A 22,681-nucleotide genomic window follows, 5' to 3' on the forward strand; every position below is an offset into this window, starting at 1 on the left:
TACTTGCGTTGCTGATAATCAGTCGATCATCAGTCTTACATCACAAGCACCCACACGAATTGCTTGATTCGACTTGTTAAAGAGCGTTTGGCTGAGGCTTTCGTCTCAACCGAGGCGCGCATTCTACAGCAGCGTCTCATTTCGTCAAGCTTAAATTTAAAATTTCTTTTCAATTCAAGCCGCTACGCTGTGGAGCCCGGAGACCACCGCAGCGAGGGGGCGCATATTACAGCAATTGAAAATGCCGTCAACACCCTTCAGTGAAAATTCCAGGGGATCATCGTCCCTTCCCTGTAACGCATCCTCGCCGGAGGCTGCTTCCACACCGAAGCAGCCGTCCGACGCGAGGCTAGATGTCCGTGATGCGCGCAATCCCATCAAGTTTCCCACCCTGCTCCTTTCGGACCCTGCGGCGGGTAACGAGCAGCCCGGAGCAGACGACGACGAGCGTCAGCAAACCGGTGGCGATCACTTCGATGCGATGGTCAGGTCGGAAGAACATGACCACCAGCACACTGAGGATGAAGGCGATCACCCCCCAGGTCAGCCAGGGGAACAGCCACATGCGGTACTGGATGGCCTTGCCCTCGGCGGTCAGGCGCTTGCGCATGCGCAACTGCGAAACCGCGATCACCAGGTAGACCAGCAAGGCAATGGCACCTGAGCTTGCCATCAGGAAGCCGAACACCTTGGAAGGAACCAGGTAGTTGGCGATCACGGTAAGGAAGGCCGCGCCAGTGGAGAACAGCACTGCATAGATCGGCGTGCCGCTGCTGGTGGTCGCCTGGGCGCACGCCGGAGCGTCGCCGCGGCGGCTCAGGGAATAGAGCATGCGCGAGGCGGTATAAAGAGAGGAGTTCAGGCAACTGGTGACGGAGGTCAGCACCACCACGTCGATGAGCGCCTTGGCATGGGGCACGCCGAGGATTTCCAGCACGGTGGCGTAGGAGCCTTCGCTGGCCAGGCGCGGATCGGTCCAGGGCACCAGGGCGACGACGATGAAGATCGACAATATATAGAAGAGCGTGATTCGCCAGATCACCGAATTGGTGGCCCTGGAAATCTGCTTCTCGGCGGCGTCGGACTCCGCGGCGGCGATGGTCACCACCTCGGCTCCGAGGAAGGAGAACATGGTGATCAGCATGGCACTGAGTACCGCGCCAAAGCCGTTGGGCATGAAGCCGCCGGTGTCCCACAGGCGCGAGACGCCGCTGACGCCGGTGTTCGGCAGCAGACCGAGGATGGCGCAGGCGCCGAGGATGATGAAGCCGACGATGGCCGCCACTTTCACCAGGGCCAGCCAGAACTCGAATTCCCCGTAGTTCTTCACGCTGAACAGGTTGGTCGCGGTGAGCAGCAGGGTAATGGCCAGCGACAGCACCCAGATATCCAGTTGCGGTATCCAGGAGTTGAGGATGGTCGCAGCGATATTGGCTTCGATGGGGATCACCAGTACCCAGAACCACCAGTACAGCCAGCCGATGGTGTAGCCGGCCCACTTGCCGATGGCGCGGTCGGCGTAGGTGGAGAAGGAGCCGGTATCCGGTGAGGCGACGGCCATTTCGGCCAGCATGCGCATGACCAGCACCACCAGGGCGCCGGCGAAGATGTAGGCCAGGATGGTGGCCGGTCCGGCTTCGGCGATGGCGCGGCCGGAGCCGACGAAGAGGCCGGCGCCGATCACGCCGGCGATGGAAAGCATGGTCACGTGGCGGGACTTCAACCCGTGACTCAGGTTGTTCTTATCTGTCTGCATGGCATTACCTTTGTTCTTGTCGTGCCCGGAGAACGGCGCCGCTCTCCGCGATCACCCGGTGCCAAGCCAAAAAGCCCGCCCTGCCCCGGCCGATAGCCGGGGCAGAAACGGGTTGAGCAGGGGACCGGGGGTGACGCTCTGAAGTCTTACGCCAACTCGTCGAAACACTCGCCGATGATGGCCAGCCCGCGCTGCAGGTCGGCATCGCTGACGGTCAGCGGAACCAGGATGCGCAGGACGTTGTAGTAGGTGCCGCAGGAGAGCAGGATCAGGCCCTTCTCACGCGCCTTGGCCACCACCTTGCCGGTCAGCTCGGCGGCCGGTTTGTTCAGGTCGCCACCCTCGAACAGTTCCACGGCGACCATGGCGCCGAGATTGCGCACTTCTACCAGGCTGTTGTGGCGCTCGCCGATCTGGCGCAGGCCGGTGGTCAGGATTTCGCCCACGGACTTGGCGCGATCCAGCAGTTTTTCGCTCTCGAAGGCCTCGATCACCGCCAGGGCCGCGGCGCAGGAAACCGGGCTGCCGGCATAGGTGCCGCCCAGGCCGCCAGGGGCCACGGCGTCCATGACCTCGGCGCGGCCGGCCACGCCCGCCAGGGGGAAGCCGCCGGCGATGGACTTGGCGAAGGTGGTCAGGTCGGCGGCGACGCCCATCTGCTCCATGGCGAAGAAGGTGCCGGTACGGCCGGCGCCGGTCTGCACTTCGTCGGCGATCAGCAGGATGCCGTGTTCGTCGCACAGGGCGCGCAGGCGGGCCATGAAGTCCTTCGGCGCCACGTTGAAGCCGCCCTCCCCCTGCACGGGTTCGAGGATGATCGCGGCGATGTCGCGGGGCGCGGCGTCATTCTTGAAGATGCGCTCGATGCTGGCCAGGGATTCGTCGACCGACACGCCGTGAAGGGCATTCGGGTACTGGGCACGGAACACGCCGCCGGGCATCAGGCCCAGGCCCGCGGAGTACGGCACTACCTTGCCGGTCAGCGACAGGGTGTACTGGGTGCGGCCGTGGTAGGCGCCGGTGAAGGCGATCACGCCGTTGCGGCCGGTGGCGGCGCGGGCAATCTTGATGGCGTTCTCGACGGCTTCGGCGCCGGTGGTGACCAGCAGGGTCTTCTTCTCGAAGTTGCCCGGCAGCAACTGGTTGATCTTCTCGGCCAGGGCCACGTATGGCTCGTAACCGAAGACGTGGAAGCAGGTGTGGGTCAGCTTGGCCAACTGCTCCTGCACGGCGGCCATCACCTTCGGGTGCAGGTGACCAGTGTTCAGCACGGCGATGCCGCCGGCGAAGTCCAGGTATTCACGGCCTTCGACGTCCCACACGGTGGCGTTCTCGGCGCGCTCGGCGAAGATCTGGTGGATCTGGCCGACGCCACGGGGAATGGCGTCCATGCGGCGTTGTTGCAGGCTCTGGTTGGTATTCATGGTTGACTCCGGTAGTGCGATCGCCCTGCACGGGCCGAAGCCCGTACAGGAAAGGTGGAGGGTTCGCCGTGCTTACACGCCGAGGCAGAGGTACTTGATCTCGAGGTAATCCTCGATGCCGTACTTCGAACCTTCGCGGCCCAGGCCCGAGGCCTTGATGCCGCCGAAGGGCGCGACTTCGTTGGAAATGATCCCGGTGTTGATGCCGACGATGCCGTACTCCAGTGCCTCGCCGACGCGGAACACGCGGGCCAGGTCGCGGGCATAGAAGTAGGCGGCCAGGCCATACTCGGTGTCGTTGGACATGGCAATGACGTCGGCCTCGTCCTTGAAGCGGAACAGTGGCGCCAGCGGACCGAAGGTCTCGTCCTTGGCCACCAGGGCGTTCTTCGGCACATCGACCAGGATGGTCGGCTCGAAGAAGGTGCCGCCCAGGGCGTGCGGCTTGCCGCCGGCGACCACCCTGGCACCCTTGGCAACGGCGTCGTCGATATGCAGCTGGACCTTGGCAACGGCCTTGGCGTCGATCAGCGGGCCAGTGGTAATGCCCTGATCCAGACCGTTGCCGAGGTTCAGCCGGGCCACGGCCGCCTTCAGCTTCTCGACGAAGGCGTCATACACGCCGTCCTGGATGTACAGACGGTTGGCGCAGACACAGGTCTGGCCATTGTTGCGGTACTTGGAAACCAGCGCGCCTTCCACGGCGGCGTCCAGGTCGGCATCGTCGAACACGATGAAGGGCGCATTGCCGCCCAGTTCCAGGGACACCTTCTTGATGTCCTTGGCGCATTCGGCCATCAACTGGCGACCGATTTCGGTCGAGCCGGTGAAGGTCAGCTTGCGCACGATCGGGTTGCCGGTCAGCTCGCCGCCGATTGCACCGGCGTTGCCGGTGACCACGCTGAATACGCCCTTCGGAATGCCGGCACGCTCGGCCAGTTCGGCCAGGGCCAGGGCCGAATACGGGGTCTGCAGGGCGGGCTTGAGCACCATGGTGCAACCGGCAGCCAGGGCCGGGCCGGCCTTGCGAGTGATCATCGCGGACGGGAAGTTCCACGGGGTGATGGCCGCGGTCACGCCGATCGGCTGCTTGATCACCATCAGGCGCTTGTCCGGCTGGTGGCCCGGGATCATATCGCCGTATACGCGCTTGGCTTCCTCGCCGAACCACTCGAGGAACGAGGCGGCGTAGGCGATCTCGCCCCTGGCTTCGGCCAGCGGCTTGCCCTGTTCGATGGTCATCAGGCGGGCCAGGTCATCCTGGTTCTCGATCATCAGGTCGAACCAGCGGCGCAGCTTGTTGGCGCGCTCTTTCGCGGTCAGCGCACGCCAGGCCGGCAAGGCCTTGTCGGCGGCTTCGATGGCGCGACGGGTCTCGGCGGCGCCCATCATCGGCACGCTGCCGATGATCTCGTGGGTGGCCGGATTGCTGACCTGGACGGTCTGGCCGTTGTCGGCATCGACCCAGGCGCCATCGATGTAGGCCTGCTGACGGAACAGAGTGGGGTCTTTCAGTTGCACGCTTGTCATCCTCGGGGGTGGACGGCGGTGACGTCGGCTCAGCCGGCGGCCCGCTGCTTGTTATCGGTGGCCTTGACGGTGAAGCCGGCGCGGGCGCCGTCGATCTGCTCGCGAACCTTGCCGACGATGTAGGCGCCGATGGGAATCGCCGAGGTGGCGGCAGGCGACGGGGCGTTGCACACGTTCATGCTGCGCGGGGTGTTCACGAAGAGGAAATCGTCGATCAGCTTGCCGTCGCGGGACACCGCCTGGGCGCGCACGCCCGCCGGGTAGGCGGTGAGGTCGGCTTTGGTGATGCTCGGGCAGTACTTCTGCACTTCCTTGAGGTAGCCGCCCTTGAACAGGGAGTTCTTCATCTCGATCAGGCCGGGGCGCAGGTTCTTCGCCAGCACCTTGAGGATGCCGGGGGAGGTCAGCGTCTCGAACATGTCGGCGACGGAGATATCGGACTTGCGATAGCCCTCGCGCTTCATCGCCAGCACCGCGTTCGGGCCGACGGTGACGGTGCCGTCGATCATCCGGGTCAGGTGCACGCCGAGGAACGGCATGGACGGGTCCGGGATCGGGTAGATCAGGTGATTGACGATCTGGTTGTGCTGCCTGGGCAGCAGGTAGTACTCGCCACGGAACGGGCAGATGATGAAGTTCGGCTCGATGCCGAGCATGCGCACCACGCGGTCGGCCATCAGGCCCGAGCAGGTGATGAGGAAGCGACCGTGGAATTCGTCGCTGGCGGTGCGCACCACCACTTCGTCGGCGCGCTCGTCGAGGCCGGTGACTTCGGCGTTGTAGCGGATCTCGCCGCCGGCGTCCTGGAACTCGCGGCCCATGGCGGCGGTGACTTCGGCGTAGCTGACGATGCCGCTGGAAGGCACGAAGATGCCGCCCAAGCCGACGATGTTCGGCTCACGCTCGTGCAGTTCGGCGGCGGACAACCAGGAACGCTCCAGGCCATTGGCGGCGGTGCGTTCCCAGAGCGCCTTCATGCGCTCCATTTCCAGCTCGTTGGTGGCCACCAGCAGCTTGCCGCACTCGTCGAAACGGATGCCGTGCTTGTTGCAGAAGGCCTTGGTGGCCTTGTTGCCTTCCAGGCAGAAGCGCGCCTTGAGGCTACCCGGGGTGTAGTAGACGCCGGCGTGGATAACGCCGCTATTGTGACCGGTCTGGTGACGGGCCGGGCCGGATTCCTTCTCCAGCAGGAGAACGCTGGCATCCGGGTAGACCTGGGTCAGTTGCATGGCCGTGGACATGCCCACGATGCCGCCGCCGATGATGATGAAATCGTACACAGCCATTACCTCGCGCCGGGGCGCTGCAAATCGTTACGCGGTTCGCATCGGCCCACCCGCCTCGATGCAGGGACCGGCGCTTTCCGGGCACGGCGAAGGGCCGCCCGTGGCAGCCCTTCAGCCTGCGTGCTCGCTTACTGGCCGCGCAGATAGCGCGGCTTCTGGTAGCTGATGTAGCCACGCTGGCGCATCAGCTCGCGGCGCAGCCCCTCGTGCGGGGTGAAGCGGTCGCGGCCGTGCAGCCAGAACAGGTTGTTGATCAGCACGAAGCTGCCCACCGGCACCGGCACCGATAGCTTCTGCGCGCTGCCTTCGAGGGATTCGGACAGGGCGTTCAGCCAGATGCCTTCCTCGTAGTTGGCCGGCTGCACGAACTGGTCGATGTAGCGCATGGTCGGGCGGCCTTCGGCGTCAGTATCGAATACCGGATGGAATACGTCCTCGGTGACGTTCTTGCTCGGCGGCGCGGTCCAGCGCATGTCGCGGCGGGCCAGCGGGTGGCGGAAGAACTCGTCGCACTGCTCCCAGTCGTCCAGGTGCAGCAGCAGGGAGTTGCCGCCTTCCATGTTCTTCTCGTCGATCTTCAGCATCAGCACGTAGTCGGTGATCTGGTTGACGAAGGTGCCGTCGTTGTGGAGCTCCATGACCCGGTGCGGCTGGCGCAGGTAGCTGTCGGAGTTGTCGGTATTGACCACCACGAAGCGCGCGTAGAACTGGCCGCTCATGGCGTCGTAGTTGGAGCGGCCGATCAGGTGGGCGCAGGCGGTGGTGAACTTCACCATGTCCTCGGCCTGGCTCACGTCATCCAGGCCGACGGGGTTGATCAGCATGCCGCCGGTGGAGCGACCGAGGATGGTGTTCAGCAGCACCGGGCGCAGAGTGCCTTCGCAAAGCTCGTCGAGGATCTCGCCGAAACGGAAGCGCAGGAAGGACTTGTACTCCAGCGCCTGGACCGGCCACTCGGCCACGGCCTTGACGAAGGCGTCGACGGTTTCGCGGGCGAAGGTCAACTCCAGCAGACGGGGCGACTGCTTCGAGGGGGCGACGGTGTAACCCCGGGTCTCGAGAGGCAGCGGCATCACAAGGTCCTCGATCTTCGTAAAGGCGTTCATGGCGGTGTCCTGGCGTAGGGGATGGATTCGGCCGTCCAGCAATGACCTGGATCAGGCGGGCGATCAAAAAATATCGCTATCAAATCAAAATGTCTACATTTTTATAAAACAACGCTATTTCAATACTGTGTCTATTGTTTTTCGTCCATACGACGTTTCGGTATGATCCGCAAAACGCTTTGAGGAACAGGACTTTGGAAGCTCTCGCTCCCCGTCAAAACTCGGCATTCAGCGGGTATGAGTGGCTCAAGCAAGACATCATCCGCGGCGTGTTCAAGCCCGGCGAAAAGCTGCTGATGAGTGCCCTGAAGGAGCGCTACGACCTGGGCGTCGGCCCCCTGCGCGAGGCGCTCTCGCAACTGGTGGCGGAAAAACTGGTGGTCGCCATCAGCCAGAAGGGCTACCGCGTGGCGCCCATGTCCCTGGACGAGATGCAGGACATCTACGATGCCCGCGCGAACCTCGAAGCGATGATTGTCGGCCTGGCCATCGAGCGCGGCGACGACGCCTGGGAAGCCTCGGTGCTGGCCCAGTCCCACACCCTGGCCAAGGTGATGGAAGTGAAGACCCGCGAGCAGCGCCTGGATGTCTGGGACCAGCGCCACAAGGCCTTCCACACCGCCATCGCCTCCGGCTGCGGCTCCAAGCACCTGCTGCAGGCGCGCACCTACCTGTTCGACCAGGCCGAGCGCTACCGCCATCTCTGGCTGACCCAGACGGTGTTCTCCGAACAGGCCCTGGAGCTCAAGCGCCAGGAGCACGCCGCGCTGGTCGACGCCATCCTCGCCCGCGACGCCAAGCGCGCCAGCGAGATGATGCGCACCCACCTGATGACCCCGGTGCCGATCATCGCCCAGATCATGCAGGCGAACGGCACGCGCTGACCGCCCTGTTCGCGGAGGCTGGTCCAGTCGCGGCCGCTCCACGCGCCGCTTCGCATCGCGATTGAAAGCGCTTCCACCGGCCCGACCCGCGCCCCAGAGCGCCTGTGCATCCAGGCGCAAAAACCCGTACACCCAACGGCAATCCCGCCCGACCGACTTTCCTTACCGTCTTGGAGCCTCCCCACTCCAACAACAAGAAAGGTACGGTCATGGCTGGAGCACTCTCGAACCACGATTCTTCCCCTGAACAGTCCCACTCCCAAGGCGCAGTCCCGGACTCGCAACGGCTCGGCCGCGGCTCCCTGACCATGGCCTGGTGGGGCATCTGCAGCGCGATGTTCTACCTGGTGGTCGCCGCGGCCCTGGCCATGGGCTACGGCACGCTGAACGCCATCATCGGCCTGGTGCTGTCGGTGATCAGCTATGGCCTGATCAACGCCATCCTCAGCCGCCACGCCATCGCCACCGGCCTGTCGGTGGCGCAGTTTTCCCAGGTGCTGTTCGGCCGCACCGGCGCGGCGCTGGCCACGCTGATCTTCAGCGCCACGGCCATCTACTACGCGGTCTTCGAAGGCTCGGTGATGGCGGTGGCGCTGCACCACTACCTGCCAGGCCTCGAACTGCACGCCGCATTCCTGCTGGTGGTGGTCTACAGCGTGCTGCTGATCTTCGGCAACGCCCTGCGCTGGCTGGACAAGCTCAACGGCGTGCTGCTGCCCTTCTACCTGCTCGGGCTGGTGGCGGCTGTGGCGATGGCCATCGGTGAATACGGCTACTCCCCCGCCTGGCTGGCACTGGCGCCCAAGGACGGGCCGGTGGCCCACGGCTGGTGGAACTGCTTCACCTACTTCATGGGTGTCTGGGTGCTGATGATGTACACCTGGGACTACGCCCGCTTCGGCCGCCAGGAAGACAGCCGCTACCACGCGCGGATCAACTTCGGCATGCCCTTCTACTGCGTGGCCTTCCTGCTCAATGGCCTGGTGGGCATCTTCCTCGCCGCCACCATCCCCACCGAGGGCGGCTTGAGCGAAGTCTCGGTGGTGCTGGCGATCATCCAGCTGATGGGACTGGGCGGCCTGCTCTTCGTCTGGATCAGCCAGACCCGCATCAACACCGGCAACTTCTTCCTCGCCGCCACCAACCTGCAGGCATTCGCCGGCCACCTCGGCCTGGCCTGGGTGCCCTACGTGGCCTGGGCGCTGCTGACCGGCGCGCTGGTCTACCTGCTGATGCTGTTCGACGTGTTCAGCTACATCCTCCAGGCACTGGCCTACCAGAGCCTGCTGATCGTCGGCTGGGTCGCCATCGCCCTCGCCCACCTGCTGTTCACCCGCAACACCCGCTATCGGCTCGACGGCCTGCCCTCCTTCCGCGCCCGGGGCCTGATCGCCTGGCTGGTTTCCGCGATCGTGGGCATCGGCCTGCACCTGTGCGGCGTTGCCGAGCTGGCCACCGCCTCGGCGCCGGCCGCCTTCCTCGTCGCCTTCCTCGGCTATCTCGCGCCCCTGCTGTCACGCCGTACCCAACCCCAGGGTGATCTGGGCTGATCGTCGGCCGCCCGGCGGGCGGCCTCCTCCCTGCAACCCCATGCCCCTACAACGACAAGAACATCTGGAGCGGTTCATGCACCCGCAACGCACCCGGCTTATCTCGATTCTCGCAGCCCTGTCCACCCTCGCTCTCGGCCTGGCACAGCCGGCCAGCGCCGTGGAAATCACCGACAATCTCGACCTCGGCGGCGCCCTGCGCGGACGCCTGGACTACGACCCCGACCGCGACATTTCCAAGCTCAGCTTCGACACCTTCTTCCTCACCGCCGACTATCACTCGGACAGCTGGATAGCGGCCGCCAAGTACCGTTTCTACGGCGGCGACTACCCCTACGACTACACCGACCGGGTGGGCGACATTTCCTTCGCCGAGTACGCCTGGGTCGGCTACCGCTTCACCCCCGAGCAGCAGGTGCAGGTCGGCCAGACAGCCATCCCCTTCGGCCTGGCGCCCTATTTCGGCAGCACCTTCTTCGAGACCCTGGGCAACGTGATCGGCCTGGAAGACACCCAGGACATCGGCTTCAAGTACCTCGCCCGGCACGGCAACTGGGACCTGAAGGCCGCCTACTACCCCATCCCCGCCGAACAGGGCCGCGGCACCAGCCGGGGCGGACGCACCTACGGCACCAGCGTCGCCAGCGCCGATGACTACGTGGTGGACGGCAGCGACAACCACGAGCAGGACATCCTCGTCGGCCGCCTGGCGCGGACCTACCACGCCGGCGACTGGAGCGGCGAGGCCGGCGTCTCGCTGCTCGCCTCCACCCTGGACAACCAGGACACCGGCCGCGACGGCCACCGCACCGCAGTCGCCCTGCACGCCACCGCGCAGAACGGGCCCTGGGGCTTCCAGGCCCAGGCCGCACGCCAGCAGATGACCCCGGAGAATCCCGGCGACGACCGCCTGGTGAGCTTTGGCAGCTTCGACGGCACCTTCAACGTCGCCGCCAAGGGCAACCTCTACGTGGCGGACCTCAGCTACAGCCTGCCGGGCCAGTACGGCTGGTTCTCGGGCGTCAAGCTCTACGCCAACTACAGCCTGTTCGACAAGGACGAGTCGGACTTCCGCGACTCCCAGCGCTTCATCGCCGGCAGCTCCTTCACCCTCGGCCCGCTGTGGATCGCCCTGGAATGGCTGCACGGCAAGAACGACCCGTACATCGGCGGCGGCAACTACACCCAGAGCCTGGGTGCAGGCGGCACCGACCACTGGGAAAACCAGCTGTACAGCAACATCGGCTACTACTTCTGAGGCGTGGCTGGGTGGATGACCTCCGGCTCCAGCAGCGATGTCGGCACCCTTCCCACGCCTGAATCCACGCGTTCGCCCCCGCCTCGCGGGGGCATCCTCCTGCCGCCTGACCGTCCTCCCCCGAGTGCGCCAAAGCGCAATAACCGGTGCACCCAGCGACAAGCCAGCCGCCCCCGCCGGCCGTAGCGTATGCACCAAGGGCCATGCACAGGCAGCCCTCACCCGAAACATAAAAACAAGCGTTGGTGCCCCATGAAAACAGTTGATCCCATCACCCTCGCGGTCGTTCGCGGCGCGCTGGAAACAGCGCAGCGCGAGATGACCCTGACCCTGGAAAAGACCGGCCGCTCCAGTGTGTTCAACCTGGCCCATGACTATTCCAACTCCCTGTTCGACCATCTTCCCGAGATGATCCTCCAGGGCCAGGACATCCCGATCCACCTGGGCTCGCTGATTCCCGCCATGAAGTGCGTGGCCGGCTTCTTCGGCGACGACATCGCCGAAGGCGACGTGATCTACCACAACGACCCGGCCTACAAGGGCAGCCACATCCTCGACTGCTGCATGTACAAGCCGGTGTTCTACAAGGGCGAGCTGGTGTTCTGGACCGTCTGCAAGGGCCACCTCACCGACATCGGCGGCCCGGTGCCGGCCGGTTACAACCCCGACGCCAAGGAAATCTACGCCGAGGGCCTGCGCATTCCGCCGGTCAAGCTGTGGGAAAAGGGCAAGCGTCGCGAAGACGTGATCAACTTTATGCTCACCAACATGCGCGCCCGTCCCTATCAGGAAGGCGACCTCAACGCCCAGTACGGCGCCTGCAAGGTCGGCGAGCGCCACCTGCTGGAGCTGCTCGACAAGTACGGCGTGGAACAGGTCCGCGCCTGCATCGCCGAGCTGAAGAACATGGCCGACCGGCATATGCGCGCCCTGCTGCGCGACGTGCCGGACGGCCACTACAGCGGCACCGCCGTACTCGAGGACTCCGGCCACGGCCTGGGCGAGCTGTCCATCACCGCCCACGTGGAAATCCGTGGCGACGAGGCCCACATCCGCATCGACAGCCCGCCCCAGGTGCCCTACTTCATCAACTCCTACGAGGGCAACTCGGTCTCCGGCGTCTACCTCGGGCTGATGATGTTCGCCCAGGTCGCCCCGCCCTATAACGAAGGCCTGTACCGCTGCGTCAGCGTCGACGTCGGCCCCCGGGGCACCCTGTGCAACGCCCAGGAGCCCGCGCCCCACGTCAACTGTACCACCACCCCGATGGAAACCCTGGCCGACGCCGTGCGCCTGGCGCTGGAGCAGGCCTCGCCGCAGCGCGTCACCGCCTCCTGGGGCCATGCCAGCGGGATCAACATCGCCGGCCTCGATCCGCGCAACGCCAACAGCGAATACGTGACCATGGTGCTGGCCTCGATCATCGCCGGCGCCGGCGCCAACAAGGTGATGGACGGCTGGCACGCCTGCGGCCCGCTGTGCTGCTTCGGCGCCCTGATGAGTGGCGATATCGAGTTGCTGGAGCATGCCTACCCGGTGCTGATCCACCGCTACAGCCTGATGGCCGACAGCGGTGGCGCCGGTGAATTCCGCGGCGGCTCCGGCACCCGCCTGGAGATCGAACCCCTGGAGCACGCCATGACCGTGGTCGGCTTCGGCGAAGGCCGCCAGCTGCCCACCGCCGGCGCCGCCGGGGCGCGCAACGCCCTGCCCGAACCCAAGCTCGGCCGCCTGATCCACCGCCACGCCGATGGCGAGGAAGACCACTACGTGCAGAACCCGATGCTCACCATCCAGCCCGGCGAGCGGATCATCAACATCAATCCCGGTGGCGGCGGTTACGGCGATCCGATGCGCCGCCCGGTGGCGGCAGTCCTGCAGGACGTCCGCAATGGCCTGGTCTCGCCCCAGGGCGCGGCCCTGGAATACGGCGTGATCCTCGACGCCGAAGGCCACCTCGACGAAACCGCCACCCGCGCCGCCCGCGGCCAGTTCTGACCGGAGATCCGACATGCGCAACCAATATCGCCTGGGCATCGACGCCGGCGGCACCTTCACCGACTTCATCCTGGCCGACCGTGACGGCGGCGTTCAGCTGTTCAAGGCCCCTTCCACCCCGCAGGACGGCACCCTGGCCATCCGCGCCGGCCTGGCGCAGATCGCCGACGCCACCGGCCGCACCCCGGCGGACATCATTGCCAACTGCGACCTGTGCATCAACGGCACCACCGTCGCCCTCAACGCGCTGATCGAACGCACCGGCGTGAAGGTCGGCCTGCTCTGCACCGCCGGCCATGAAGACAGCCTGGAAATCCGCCTCGGCCACAAGGAAGAAGGCCACCGCTACGACGCCCACTACCCGCCGGCAGACATGCTGGTGCCGCGCCACCTGCGTCGCCCCGTCGGCGGCCGCATCCTCGGCGACGGCCGCGAGCACAGCCCGCTGGACGAACGCGCGGTACACGACGCCATCGACTACTTCCGCGCCGAGGGCGTTGAGGCGGTTGCCATCTCCTTCGTCTGGTCGGTGCGCAACCCCAGCCACGAGAAGCGCGCCGCCGAACTGGTGCGCGCCGCTCTGCCAGGAGTGTTCGTCTGCACCGGCTACGAGGTCTTCCCGCAGATCCGCGAATACACCCGCACCTCCACCACCGTGGTCAACGCCTACCTGAGCCCGGTGATGGCGCGCTACGTCGAACGCATCGACGCGCTGTTCGAGGAGCTCGGCACCCAGCAGCCGGTACGCTACTTCCAGTCCAACGGCGGCCTGGCACCGGGCAACGTGATGCGCGAGCGGGCGGTGAACGCCATCAACTCCGGCCCGGCGTCCGCGCCCCAGGCCGGGCTTTCGGTGGCGCGCCCCTTCGGCATCGACAACATCATCACCGTGGACATGGGCGGCACCTCCTTCGACATCACCCTGACCAACGCCGGGCGCACCAACTTCAGCAAGGACGTGGACTTCCTCCGCCAGCGCATCGGCGTGCCGATGATCCAGGTGGAAACCCTCGGCGCCGGCGGCGGTTCCATCGCCCACCTCGACGAATTCGGCATGCTCCAGGTCGGCCCGCGCAGCGCCGGCGCCAAACCCGGCCCGGTGTGCTACGGCAAGGGCGGCAGCGAACCGACCGTGACCGACGCCAACCTGGCCCTGGGCTACCTGCCGGACGGCGCCCTGCTCGGCGGCACCATCCGCCTGAACCGCCAGGCCGCGCTGGACGCCATCCGGGAGAAGATCGCCGATCCGCTGGGCATCAGCATCGAACGCGCAGCCTTCGGCATCACTACCCTGGTCAACCTGAACATGGTCAACGGCATCCGCCGGGTGTCCATCGAACGCGGCCACGACCCCCGCGACTTCGCCCTGATCGGCGCCGGCGGCGCAGCGGGCATGCACGTGGTGCGCCTGGCCGAGGAAATCGGCATCCAGACCGTGCTGATCCCCAAGGTCGCCTCCGGCCTGTGCGCCTTCGGCCAGATCCTCTCCGACGTGCGCTACGACCAACTGACCACCCTGCCGATGCGCCTTGACGCCGGGCACGTCGACCTGGACCAGCTCAACCGGGCGCTGGCCGACCTGCGCCAGCAAGGCCTGGTCAACCTGCGCGACGACGGTTTCGCCGACGAAAGCAGCAGCTGCCACTACACCCTGGAAATGCGCTATCTCGGGCAGATCCACGAATGCAGCGTGGAGCTGGAGGCGCACCGGCTCGACGAAGCAGGCCTGGCCGCACTCTGCGAGTCCTTCCATGACCGCCACCAGAAGCTGTTCTCCTACAGCGAACGCGAAAGCCCGGTGGAACTGGTCAACCTGGAATGCTCGGTGATCGGCCACCTGCCGCGTCCGCCGCAGCTCGAACTGCAGGGCCCGGCCAACCCGCCGGCGGCAGTGCCGGACAGCCTGCGTCCGATGCTGTTCAGCGCCGAAGGCGAGTTCCAGTCCACCGCCGTATTCAACGGCAACCGCCTGTTGCCGGGCCAGACGGTCCAGGGCCCCTGCGTGATCGAGGAGGACACCACCAACATCGTGGTGCCACCGAACTGGCAGGCGACACTCGAACCTTCCGCCACTTACCGGGTGACGCGCTGCGCTTGATGCGGCCCTGAATCACGCGGATCATTGGCCGATACACAGCGCGGCGGGCCCGACCTGCCGCGCTGTCCTCACAAAAGCAATAAGCACGAGGACACGCCATGCCCCATGAGTTGTCGACCGCCCGCTGGTCGCAGCATGAACGCCAGGTGCGCTGGGCCGAGGCAATCAGCAGTACCTACTTCCCGCTGTCGCTGCAGTTCGACAGCGGCCAGCCCTTCGACGGCCACCTGCAGGTCTGGGATACCCCCAGCAGCCCCGTCAGCCTGTCCCGCCTGCGCTCCAGCACGCTGGGCTATTCGCGCAGCAAGGCCCAGGCCGGCGACGACCGCGAAGCCTTCTACCTGGTCACCGTGCCCCGCTGCACCGATGTGCATTTCGAGCAGGACGGCCGCCAGCTGAGCTGCGCGCCGGGCGGTTTCATCGTCGAACGAGGCGACGCGCCCTACCGCTTCCATTACACCGACCAGAACGATCTCTGGGTGCTCAAACTCCCCGAACGCGCGCTCAAGGGCCACCTGCGCGGCCCCGAGCGCTACACCCGCTACTGCTTCGATGCCGAGCGCGGCCTGGGCCGGCTGTTCGTCGAGCAACTGGGGTTGTGCGCCGCCCACTTCGACGCCTGCCCGCCCGCCGCCCACCACCTGCTGCTGGAGCAGACCCTGTCCATCCTGCTGCTGGCGCTGCAACAGGACGAGCGCGTGCTCAACAGCGAAAGCTCCAGCCTCAGCGCCCTGCACCTGCAACGGGTCGAACAGTTCGTTGCCCAGAACCTGGGCGATCCGAACCTCTCCCCGCAGTCCATCGCCACCGCTTGCGGCCTGTCGCTGCGCTACTTGCACAAGCTCTTCGCCGCCACGCCCTACACCTTGGGCGAATGGGTGCGCCAGCAACGCCTGGAAGCCGTGCATCGCCAACTGCGCGACCCGCACTGCCACCTCTCCATCGGCGAACTGGCGTATCACTGGGGCTTCAACGATCAGGCCCAGTTCACGCGGGCCTTCCGCCAGCGGTTCGGCTGCACCGCCCGCGAAGTGCGCGGCGCACACACCCACTGACGCCCGTGGAGGCGCCCCTCGTCGGTAGAGTCCCTCCTTGTCTCAGGTGGCCTCTCAGATCGCCGAGCGCGTCGAGCTTGGCGTGATCCCGGCCACTGGCGATCGGCCGAAGACCGGCGCGGCAGTTGATCATTCCAGCGCGAAAAGTTGTCGCTTTTCATCAAGAGTCGCCTCCTGCCCTCCCCTAGATTAGGCCCCGAGCAAGCCCCTGATCGAACCCAGGGAGCAGAGTCCGGAGGAGACCCGCCATGCAATCCGTCGAGCAGATCAAACGCAGCACCTCCATTGCAGATTGGGCCGAGCAGCGCCCGGAAGAGGCCTTCACCCTGCCCTCGCGCTACTTCTTCGACGAGCAGATCTTCGCCGCCGAACGCGACCGCATCTTCATGAGCGCCTGGCACCTCGCCGGTCACCGCAACGAATTCGCCGAACCGGGGCAGTTCGTCGTTTGCGACATTTTCGACCAGAGCGTGGTGGTCGCCTGCGGCAACGACGGCACCATCAACGCCTTCCACAACGTCTGCCAGCATCGCGGCAATCGCCTGCTCGACGTCCGCCGCGGCAACAACACCCGCGTGCTGCGCTGCGCCTACCACTCCTGGTGCTACGAAATGGACGGCAGCCTGCGCAGCGCGCCGCGCAGCGAGCGGCTGATCGCCTTCGACAAGCAGCAGTTCAACATCCCCAAGGTACGCGTCGAGGAACTCGGCGGCTTCGTCTATTTCAACTTCGACGCCGAGGCCCCCGCGCTGGCGGAGCTGTTCCCCGAGGCCGACGCGGAAATGCGCGCGGTATTCCCCGACCTGGGCAGGATGCGCCTGATCGAGGAGCAGGACGTGATCGTTCCGGCCAACTGGAAAGTGATCATGGACAACTCCATCGAGGGCTATCACTTCAAGCTGTCCGGCCCCTGCCACATCGACCTGGCCAAGCTGATCGACTTCAAGGGCTACCGGCTGACCAAGCGCGACAACTGGTGGACCTACATCGCCCCGGCCAACCTGCAGGCCGAGGATGCCTACGGGTTGAAGCTGAGCGGGCCGCGCAACCCCGACGAGCGCTTCTTCAACATCGGCCTGTGGCCGAACAACACCTTCTACACCTTCCCGTACTCCGAGTTCCTCGGCACCTTCATCATGATCCCGCTGGACGCCGAGCGCTCGCTGCTGCGCTTCGGCTACTACAGCCCGCACGAGGAGGTCCCGGAGGTTTCCCACGCCTGCATGAAGTGGATGAACGAGGAACTCGGCCCCGAAGACATCGAGCTCAACATCAGCGTGCAGAAGGGCCTGCGCTCCCTCGGCTACGACCAGGGCCGCTACATGATCGACGCGGAGCGCAGCAACGAGAGCGAGCACCTGGTGCACCACTTCCACAAGCTGGTGTTCGACGGCATCAGTGGCCGCTGATCGCGCGCCGACCTGCCATGGGAGAGTCCTATGCTCGCGCATGAATACGACTACGTGATCATCGGCGCAGGCTCGGCCGGCTGCGTGCTGGCCAAGCGCCTGGGCGAGAACCCGGCGCTGCGCATCCTGGTGCTGGAGTCCGGTCCGGTGGACCGCAGCTGGACCATCGACATGCCCTCCGCCGTGGGCATCGTGGTGGGCGGCACGCGCTTCAACTGGAGCTACACCAGCGAGCCGGAGCCGGGCCTGGACAACCGCCGCATCGGACCCCCGCGCGGGCGCACCCTCGGCGGCTCGTCCTCGATCAACGGCATGGTCTACATCCGTGGCCATGCCCGCGACTACGACGGCTGGGCCGAACGCGGCTGCGAGGGCTGGAGCTATCGCGAGGTGCTGCCCTACTTCATCCGCGCACAGAACCATCGGGACGGCGCCGACGCCTACCGGGGCGATGCCGGGCTGCTCCACGTCACCCCCGGCGACATCTCGCCGCCGCTGTGCCGGGCCTTCATCGAGGCCGGCCAGCAGGCCGGCTACGACTTCAGCCGCGACCTCAACGGTTATCGCCAGGAAGGCTTCGGCCCGGTGGATCGCACCACCCGCGACGGCAAGCGCTGGAGCACCGCGCGCGGCTACCTGGCCGAGGCCCTGAAGGGCGGCAATGTCACCGTGGCGACCTCGGCGCTGAGCCGGCGGATTCTCTTCGACGGCAACCAGGCCTATGGCGTCGAGTTCGAGATGGACGGCGAACTGCATCAGGTGCGCGCCCGCCAGGAGGTGCTGCTCAGCGCCGGCGCGATCAACTCGCCGCAACTGCTGATGCTCTCCGGCGTCGGGCCAGCGCAGGACCTGGCGCGCCTGGGCATCCCCGTGGTGCACGACCTGCCCGGTGTCGGCCAGCGCCTCAACGACCACCCGGATACCGTGGTGCAGTACCGCTGCAAGCAGCCGGTGTCCATCTATCCCTGGACCCGTGCGCCGGGCAAATGGATGATCGGCGCCCGCTGGTTCGCCAGCCACGACGGCCTCGCAGCGAGCAATCATTTCGAGGCCGGGGCGTTCATCCGCTCACGGGCCGGGGTGGAGTTCCCCGACCTGCAACTGACCTTCATGCCGCTGGCGGTGCAGCCGGGCAGCGTCGACCTGGTGCCGGAGCACGCCTTCCAGGTGCACATCGACCTGATGCGTCCGACCAGCCTGGGCAGCGTCAGCCTGACCAGCGCCGATCCCCACCAGGCGCCGCGCATCCTCTTCAACTACCTGACCACCGAGCGCGACCGCGCCGACATGCGCGCCGGCGCCCGCCTGGTGCGCGAGATCCTCGCCCAGCCGGCCATGCGCGCCTACGCCGGCGACGAACTGGTGCCCGGCGCCGACCAGATCAGCGACGCCCAGCTCGACGCCTGGGCCCGGCGCGTCACCGAGACCGGCTACCATGCCAGCGGCACCTGCAAGATGGGCCCGGCCGGCGACCCCGAGGCGGTGGTCGATGCGCAGCTGCGCGTGCACGGGCTGCGCGGTTTGCGGGTGGTCGATGCGTCGATCATGCCGGAGATCGTCAGCGGCAATACCAACGCGCCCACCGTGATGATCGCCGAGAAAGCCAGCGACCTGATCCGTGGCCACGCTCCACTGCCGGCCAGCGATGCGCCGGTCTGGGTTCATCCGCGCTGGCGCGAATGCCAGCGCTGAAGCGCACTTGCCAAACCCGGCCCGCTCCGCTTGCATAGGCGCAGCGGGCCTACCCATTCGAGCGAGGCGGCGGCCAATGCAGCCGGCGCCCATTTCCGTGCCAGGTGCCACCATGAAACGAACCGAACCCCTCAGCCTGGATTGGCAGGACCCAACCCGCCCGCCCCTGCGCATCGGCATCCTGCTGCTGCCGTCGTTCTCCAACTTCGGCCTGGCCGCGCTGATCGAGCCGCTGTCGATTGCCAACTGGCTGGCCCAGCGCAGCCTGTTCCAGTGGACCCTGCTGTCGGTGGACGGCCAGCCGGTGCCCGCCAGCAACGGCCTGCTGGCCAGCCCCCAGGCGAGTATCGGCGACCCCGGCGAGTTCGACGCCTGCGTGGTGATCGCCAGCTTCGACGTGCACCGGCACGCGCGCAATCCCGCGCTCAAGGCCTGGATCAAGCGCCAGGCGGCCTTCGGCGCTGTGCTGGCGGGCATCGAGACCGGCACCGAACTGCTCGCCGCCGCGGGCGTGCTCGACGGTCACCCCGCCGCGGTGCACTGGGACAACCTGCAAGGCTTCCAGGAGAGCTACCCGAAGGTGCAGGCGTGCGCCCAGCTCTACTGCCTGGGCCGCACCCGCCTGACCTGCGCCGGCGCCACGGCGGTGCTGGACATGCTGCTCGCCTGGCTGGACAGCCTGGTCGGCGGCAACCTGGCGCGCGAGGTGGCGATGCACATGCTCATCGAGCAGGTGCGCGAGCCGCAGGTGCAGCAGGCCGAAGGCTATCGCCGCAGCCTGCACGCCCAGGCCGGCAAGATGAGCCGTGCCATCGAGCTGATGGAGCAGCACCTGGAGGAACCCTTGAGTTGCGAGGCCATCGCCGAACGGGTCTCGCTGTCACGCCGGCAGCTGGAGCGGCAATTCATGCAGCACACCGGCCTGACCCCGCTGAAGTACTACCTCAGCCTGCGCCTGGCGCGCGCCCACAACCTGCTGCAGCAGACTCGCATGAGCGTCGCCCAGGTCGCCGCCAGCTCGGGTTTCGGCTCGCTCGAACACTTTTCCCGCGCCTACCGCGCCAAGTTCGGCTGCCCGCCGAGCAACGATCGCTCGCAGAGCCTGAGCGCGCCGGTCATGCGCCAGCCGCTGGCGCATGACCCTTCGTTGCTGCCGCTGTAACCCTGCGAGTCGGCTGCTGGCGCCCTGTCAGCTGCGGTAGTCGGGTTCTTCCTCATCGAGGATCGCCTGCAGCGCGGTGAAATGGCGGGCGGCGAAATCCGGGTAGTCCAGCCACTGCTGGGCGGTCTTGCGCGCCACCTCGTCGCTGGCGATGCGCAGCGGGCGGCCGGTGGCCAACGCGGTGAGGTAGACCTCGCAGGCGCGCTCGAAGTAGTAAAGGTCGTCGAAGGCCTGGGCCACGCTGGGCGCGGCCACCAGCACGCCGTGGTTGCCCATCAGCAGGATCGGCTTGTCGCCGAGCTGGCGGCTGACCCGCTCGGCCTCGTCGCCCAGGCCCATGCCGTCAAAGCCCTCGTCGATGGCCACGCGCTCGAAGAAGCGCATGGAGTTCTGCTCGATGGGCGGCAGGCGCGAATCGGCCAGGCAGGCCAGCGCGGTGGCGTACTTCGAATGCACGTGGAGGATGCAGCGCGCATGCCGGTGACGGCGGTGCAAGGCACCGTGCAGGGCCCAGGCGGTGATATCGGGCGCATCCGGGCGGTCCAGCGCGGAAGGATCGTCCGCGTCGAGCAGCAGCAGGTCGCTGGCGCGGACCCGCGAGAAGTGCCGGCCATAGGGGTTGATCAGGAAGCGCCGGCCATCCTCGGACACCGCCAGGCTGAAGTGATTGGCGATCGCCTCGTGCATCCCCAGGCGTGCGGTCCAGCGAAAGGCACAGGCCAGCTCGGCGCGGGCCTGGGCATGGGCGTCAAGAACGGCAACGGATTCGGTGGGCATGGCAGCTCCTCGGAGGCGCGGGTGCGTCTGGGTCGTCTCCGAGTCTAAGGGCGGCAACGCCGGGGACTTGATGCGATGCGACCTGGACTGTCGCGAATGCACGGCAATACGGCGGCGCAGTGACCACTTTTCGTCGCCGGCGCAACCCCCTAACAGGTCATGCCCCGCCCTTGGGTGGAGCGCTAGGTTTCGTGAGCAGGCTGGAAGGCCCGAGCAGCCCCCACAGCCTGTGAGCAGCCCATATCACTGAGATCGGAGCCCAGATGATGCCCAACGACTACCTGATCGACCGTCTAGCGATCGAAGGCCTATACATCCGCTATTGCGACCTCGTCGACAGCAAGCGCTTCGATGAACTGGCCGACGTGTTCATGGACGAAGCCACCGGCGACTACACCCAGGCCCTGGGCCCCGGCGTGATCAGCCCGAATCTCGCGAGCCTGGTCGCCTCCATGCACCTGAACCTGGGCAAAGGCTCCAACTGCGGCACCACGCACCACAATGTGGGCAACTTCAGCATCGAGATAGACGGCAAGTCCGCCAGCACCCGTGTCCACTATTACGCCGTCCATCGCGGCATCAACGACTGCGCGGGCGCGCTCTATTCGATGTGGGGGCAGTACGAGGACCGGCTGGAGAAAACCGCATCAGGCTGGCGGGTGAAGGCCAGGGTCTACAAGTGCTTCCTTTCCGAAGGGCCGGCTGCGGTGGTGAGCGCTTCGGTGCGTTGAAATCCCTTGCGCCCGAATTCATCTGCGATAGATGAATTCGGGCGCAACTGGAGAGGGCCAGCAGCAGTTGTCCCTTTGCCGAAGAGCCACCCTCCTCCGATCACACCCCATATTCATCATGCCGCCGCCACCAGAAACCCTGCTCGTTGCGCCCGAGCGGCGCCCGGTCCAGCCAGGTGTACATGCTCCACAGGGCATCCAGCCCACGCGCATAGGTGGAATAGCTGTGGTAGATGACGCCGTCCTCGCGGATGAAGGTGCTCAGGCCCGGTCGGTCGCGGGAGAAAGTGGGCGCGTCGGTGCCACAGCGGGCGGCGAAACGGGTCATGGTTTCGGGAATGCGCGAGGCGTCGAGGGCCGGTTCGCGGCGGCCGTAGTTGTAGTCGATGGTGCCGGCGCGCTGCTGTTCCTGGGTGAAGGCGACGTTGAAGTCGAAGTTGAAGTCGCTGTCCTTCGAGGAGGCCCAGGGGAAGCGCCAGCCCATGCGTCGCTGGTAGGCCTGCAGTTTCTCCAGCGGTGCGCGGGAGACGGCGCAGAGCGTGACGTCATGATGGGCCAGGTGGACGACGATGCCGTCGAAGCCGTCGGCGATGGCCGAGCAGGACGGGCAGCCGGCGCTGTAGTCCGGGCCGAACATGAAGTGGTAGACCAGCAGTTGCGAGCGCCCCTGGAACAGGTCGCCCAGGGTGGCGGGACCGTCCGCCGTGTCGAAGCGATAGCCCTTGTCGACCTTGACCCAGGGCAGCGCCTGGCGCCGGCGGGCGAGTTCGTCGCTCTGGCGGGTCAGGGCCTTTTCCGCGTCGAGCAGTTCCAGGCGGGCCGCCAGCCATTGTTCGCGGGTGGCGAGGGGATGCGTGGCCATGGGAAATCCTCCGGTCGCCGGTGGCGACAAATCGGTCAGTGGGCGAGGGATAGGCTAGGCTCGGCCCCAGGCATGGCGGGAGTGACAAATGTGGCGGGAATAG

At 66.3% G+C, this 22,681-nt stretch carries 17 protein-coding genes; 10 read left to right on the top strand and 7 right to left on the bottom strand.

All coding sequences use genetic code 11. The features are described 5' to 3' along the window. Window positions 1-349 precede the first annotated feature (349 nt). The 5 genes from gabP to glaH all read right to left on the bottom strand — a co-directional run bounded on the left by gabP (window position 350) and on the right by glaH (window position 7,102). Window positions 350-1,756, bottom strand: coding sequence for a GABA permease (gene gabP / locus ACQ5BL_RS21995; RefSeq protein WP_243805566.1), 1,407 nt, complete (start codon window positions 1,754-1,756; stop codon window positions 350-352). Between the two features lie 146 nt (window positions 1,757-1,902). After that, entirely contained in the window at window positions 1,903-3,180 is a 1,278-nt protein-coding gene (gene gabT, locus ACQ5BL_RS22000) for a 4-aminobutyrate--2-oxoglutarate transaminase (RefSeq protein WP_243805564.1), read from the bottom strand. A 72-nt stretch (window positions 3,181-3,252) separates the two neighbouring features. Continuing rightward, window positions 3,253-4,701, bottom strand: a complete 1,449-nt coding sequence (gene gabD / locus ACQ5BL_RS22005) for an NADP-dependent succinate-semialdehyde dehydrogenase (RefSeq protein WP_243805561.1) — start codon at window positions 4,699-4,701, stop codon at window positions 3,253-3,255. Window positions 4,702-4,739: 38 nt separating this feature from the next. Beyond that, window positions 4,740-5,990: an L-2-hydroxyglutarate oxidase gene (gene lhgO, locus ACQ5BL_RS22010; protein ID WP_243805611.1), complete on the bottom strand. Its 1,251-nt coding sequence runs from the start codon at window positions 5,988-5,990 to the stop codon at window positions 4,740-4,742. Between the two features lie 134 nt (window positions 5,991-6,124). Further along, window positions 6,125-7,102 carry a glutarate dioxygenase GlaH gene (gene glaH / locus ACQ5BL_RS22015; protein WP_207884113.1) on the bottom strand — a complete coding sequence of 326 codons (978 nt, stop codon included), beginning with the start codon at window positions 7,100-7,102 and terminating at the stop codon, window positions 6,125-6,127. 194 nt (window positions 7,103-7,296) lie between these two features. Between glaH and csiR the strand changes: the two genes are divergently transcribed. From csiR to ACQ5BL_RS22060, 9 genes are all read left to right on the top strand, one after another. Further along, window positions 7,297-7,986, top strand: a complete 690-nt coding sequence (gene csiR / locus ACQ5BL_RS22020; RefSeq protein WP_207884106.1) for a DNA-binding transcriptional regulator CsiR — start codon at window positions 7,297-7,299, stop codon at window positions 7,984-7,986. A 209-nt stretch (window positions 7,987-8,195) separates the two neighbouring features. Further along, window positions 8,196-9,536, top strand: coding sequence for a purine-cytosine permease family protein (locus ACQ5BL_RS22025; RefSeq protein ID WP_243805559.1), 1,341 nt, complete (start codon window positions 8,196-8,198; stop codon window positions 9,534-9,536). A gap of 76 nt (window positions 9,537-9,612) precedes the next feature. Next, window positions 9,613-10,794 (top strand): hypothetical protein, encoded by a 1,182-nt coding sequence (locus ACQ5BL_RS22030; RefSeq protein ID WP_243805557.1) that lies wholly within the window; start codon window positions 9,613-9,615, stop codon window positions 10,792-10,794. Between the two features lie 252 nt (window positions 10,795-11,046). Beyond that, complete coding sequence (gene capB, locus ACQ5BL_RS22035) at window positions 11,047-12,792, top strand: caprolactamase subunit beta (protein ID WP_279577227.1); 1,746 nt, start codon at window positions 11,047-11,049, stop codon at window positions 12,790-12,792. A gap of 13 nt (window positions 12,793-12,805) precedes the next feature. Beyond that, window positions 12,806-14,890, top strand: coding sequence for a caprolactamase subunit alpha (capA, locus tag ACQ5BL_RS22040; protein WP_207884099.1), 2,085 nt, complete (start codon window positions 12,806-12,808; stop codon window positions 14,888-14,890). A 98-nt stretch (window positions 14,891-14,988) separates the two neighbouring features. Next, window positions 14,989-15,945 carry a helix-turn-helix domain-containing protein gene (locus tag ACQ5BL_RS22045; protein WP_243805556.1) on the top strand — a complete coding sequence of 319 codons (957 nt, stop codon included), beginning with the start codon at window positions 14,989-14,991 and terminating at the stop codon, window positions 15,943-15,945. A 248-nt stretch (window positions 15,946-16,193) separates the two neighbouring features. Next, on the top strand, window positions 16,194-17,354 hold the full coding sequence (locus ACQ5BL_RS22050) for an aromatic ring-hydroxylating oxygenase subunit alpha (protein ID WP_243805554.1): 1,161 nt from the start codon (window positions 16,194-16,196) through the stop codon (window positions 17,352-17,354). A gap of 30 nt (window positions 17,355-17,384) precedes the next feature. Continuing rightward, window positions 17,385-19,046 carry a choline dehydrogenase gene (locus ACQ5BL_RS22055; RefSeq protein WP_243805552.1) on the top strand — a complete coding sequence of 554 codons (1,662 nt, stop codon included), beginning with the start codon at window positions 17,385-17,387 and terminating at the stop codon, window positions 19,044-19,046. A gap of 112 nt (window positions 19,047-19,158) precedes the next feature. Continuing rightward, window positions 19,159-20,208, top strand: coding sequence for a GlxA family transcriptional regulator (locus ACQ5BL_RS22060; RefSeq protein ID WP_243805550.1), 1,050 nt, complete (start codon window positions 19,159-19,161; stop codon window positions 20,206-20,208). A 27-nt stretch (window positions 20,209-20,235) separates the two neighbouring features. On the opposite strand, the gene ACQ5BL_RS22065 is transcribed toward ACQ5BL_RS22060, so the two are convergent. Further along, on the bottom strand, window positions 20,236-20,985 hold the full coding sequence (locus ACQ5BL_RS22065; RefSeq protein ID WP_243805548.1) for a class II aldolase and adducin N-terminal domain-containing protein: 750 nt from the start codon (window positions 20,983-20,985) through the stop codon (window positions 20,236-20,238). Window positions 20,986-21,248: 263 nt separating this feature from the next. Between ACQ5BL_RS22065 and ACQ5BL_RS22070 the strand changes: the two genes are divergently transcribed. Next, on the top strand, window positions 21,249-21,716 hold the full coding sequence (locus tag ACQ5BL_RS22070; protein WP_430293270.1) for a nuclear transport factor 2 family protein: 468 nt from the start codon (window positions 21,249-21,251) through the stop codon (window positions 21,714-21,716). A 100-nt stretch (window positions 21,717-21,816) separates the two neighbouring features. Here ACQ5BL_RS22070 and ACQ5BL_RS22075 read toward each other — a convergent pair whose 3' ends face one another. Continuing rightward, window positions 21,817-22,578, bottom strand: coding sequence for a DUF899 domain-containing protein (locus tag ACQ5BL_RS22075; protein WP_243805544.1), 762 nt, complete (start codon window positions 22,576-22,578; stop codon window positions 21,817-21,819). Between the last annotated feature and the right edge of the window lie 103 nt (window positions 22,579-22,681).

This window comes from Pseudomonas sp. B1-22, assembly GCF_050474425.1.
Taxonomy (GTDB): domain Bacteria; phylum Pseudomonadota; class Gammaproteobacteria; order Pseudomonadales; family Pseudomonadaceae; genus Pseudomonas.

Excerpts from the sequence above, each read along its gene's own strand:
- ACQ5BL_RS22075 (WP_243805544.1), bottom strand. The coding sequence starts at position 22,578 with ATGGCCACGCATCCCCTCGCCACCCGCGAACAATGGCTGGCGGCCCGC.
- gabP (WP_243805566.1), bottom strand. The coding sequence starts at position 1,756 with ATGCAGACAGATAAGAACAACCTGAGTCACGGGTTGAAGTCCCGCCAC.
- capB (WP_279577227.1), top strand. The coding sequence starts at position 11,047 with ATGAAAACAGTTGATCCCATCACCCTCGCGGTCGTTCGCGGCGCGCTG.
- ACQ5BL_RS22030 (WP_243805557.1), top strand. The coding sequence starts at position 9,613 with ATGCACCCGCAACGCACCCGGCTTATCTCGATTCTCGCAGCCCTGTCC.
- ACQ5BL_RS22025 (WP_243805559.1), top strand. The coding sequence starts at position 8,196 with ATGGCTGGAGCACTCTCGAACCACGATTCTTCCCCTGAACAGTCCCAC.
- ACQ5BL_RS22065 (WP_243805548.1), bottom strand. The coding sequence starts at position 20,985 with ATGCCCACCGAATCCGTTGCCGTTCTTGACGCCCATGCCCAGGCCCGC.
- ACQ5BL_RS22060 (WP_243805550.1), top strand. The coding sequence starts at position 19,159 with ATGAAACGAACCGAACCCCTCAGCCTGGATTGGCAGGACCCAACCCGC.
- ACQ5BL_RS22050 (WP_243805554.1), top strand. The coding sequence starts at position 16,194 with ATGCAATCCGTCGAGCAGATCAAACGCAGCACCTCCATTGCAGATTGG.
- ACQ5BL_RS22055 (WP_243805552.1), top strand. The coding sequence starts at position 17,385 with ATGCTCGCGCATGAATACGACTACGTGATCATCGGCGCAGGCTCGGCC.
- capA (WP_207884099.1), top strand. The coding sequence starts at position 12,806 with ATGCGCAACCAATATCGCCTGGGCATCGACGCCGGCGGCACCTTCACC.
- gabT (WP_243805564.1), bottom strand. The coding sequence starts at position 3,180 with ATGAATACCAACCAGAGCCTGCAACAACGCCGCATGGACGCCATTCCC.
- ACQ5BL_RS22045 (WP_243805556.1), top strand. The coding sequence starts at position 14,989 with ATGCCCCATGAGTTGTCGACCGCCCGCTGGTCGCAGCATGAACGCCAG.
- glaH (WP_207884113.1), bottom strand. The coding sequence starts at position 7,102 with ATGAACGCCTTTACGAAGATCGAGGACCTTGTGATGCCGCTGCCTCTC.
- ACQ5BL_RS22070 (WP_430293270.1), top strand. The coding sequence starts at position 21,249 with ATGATGCCCAACGACTACCTGATCGACCGTCTAGCGATCGAAGGCCTA.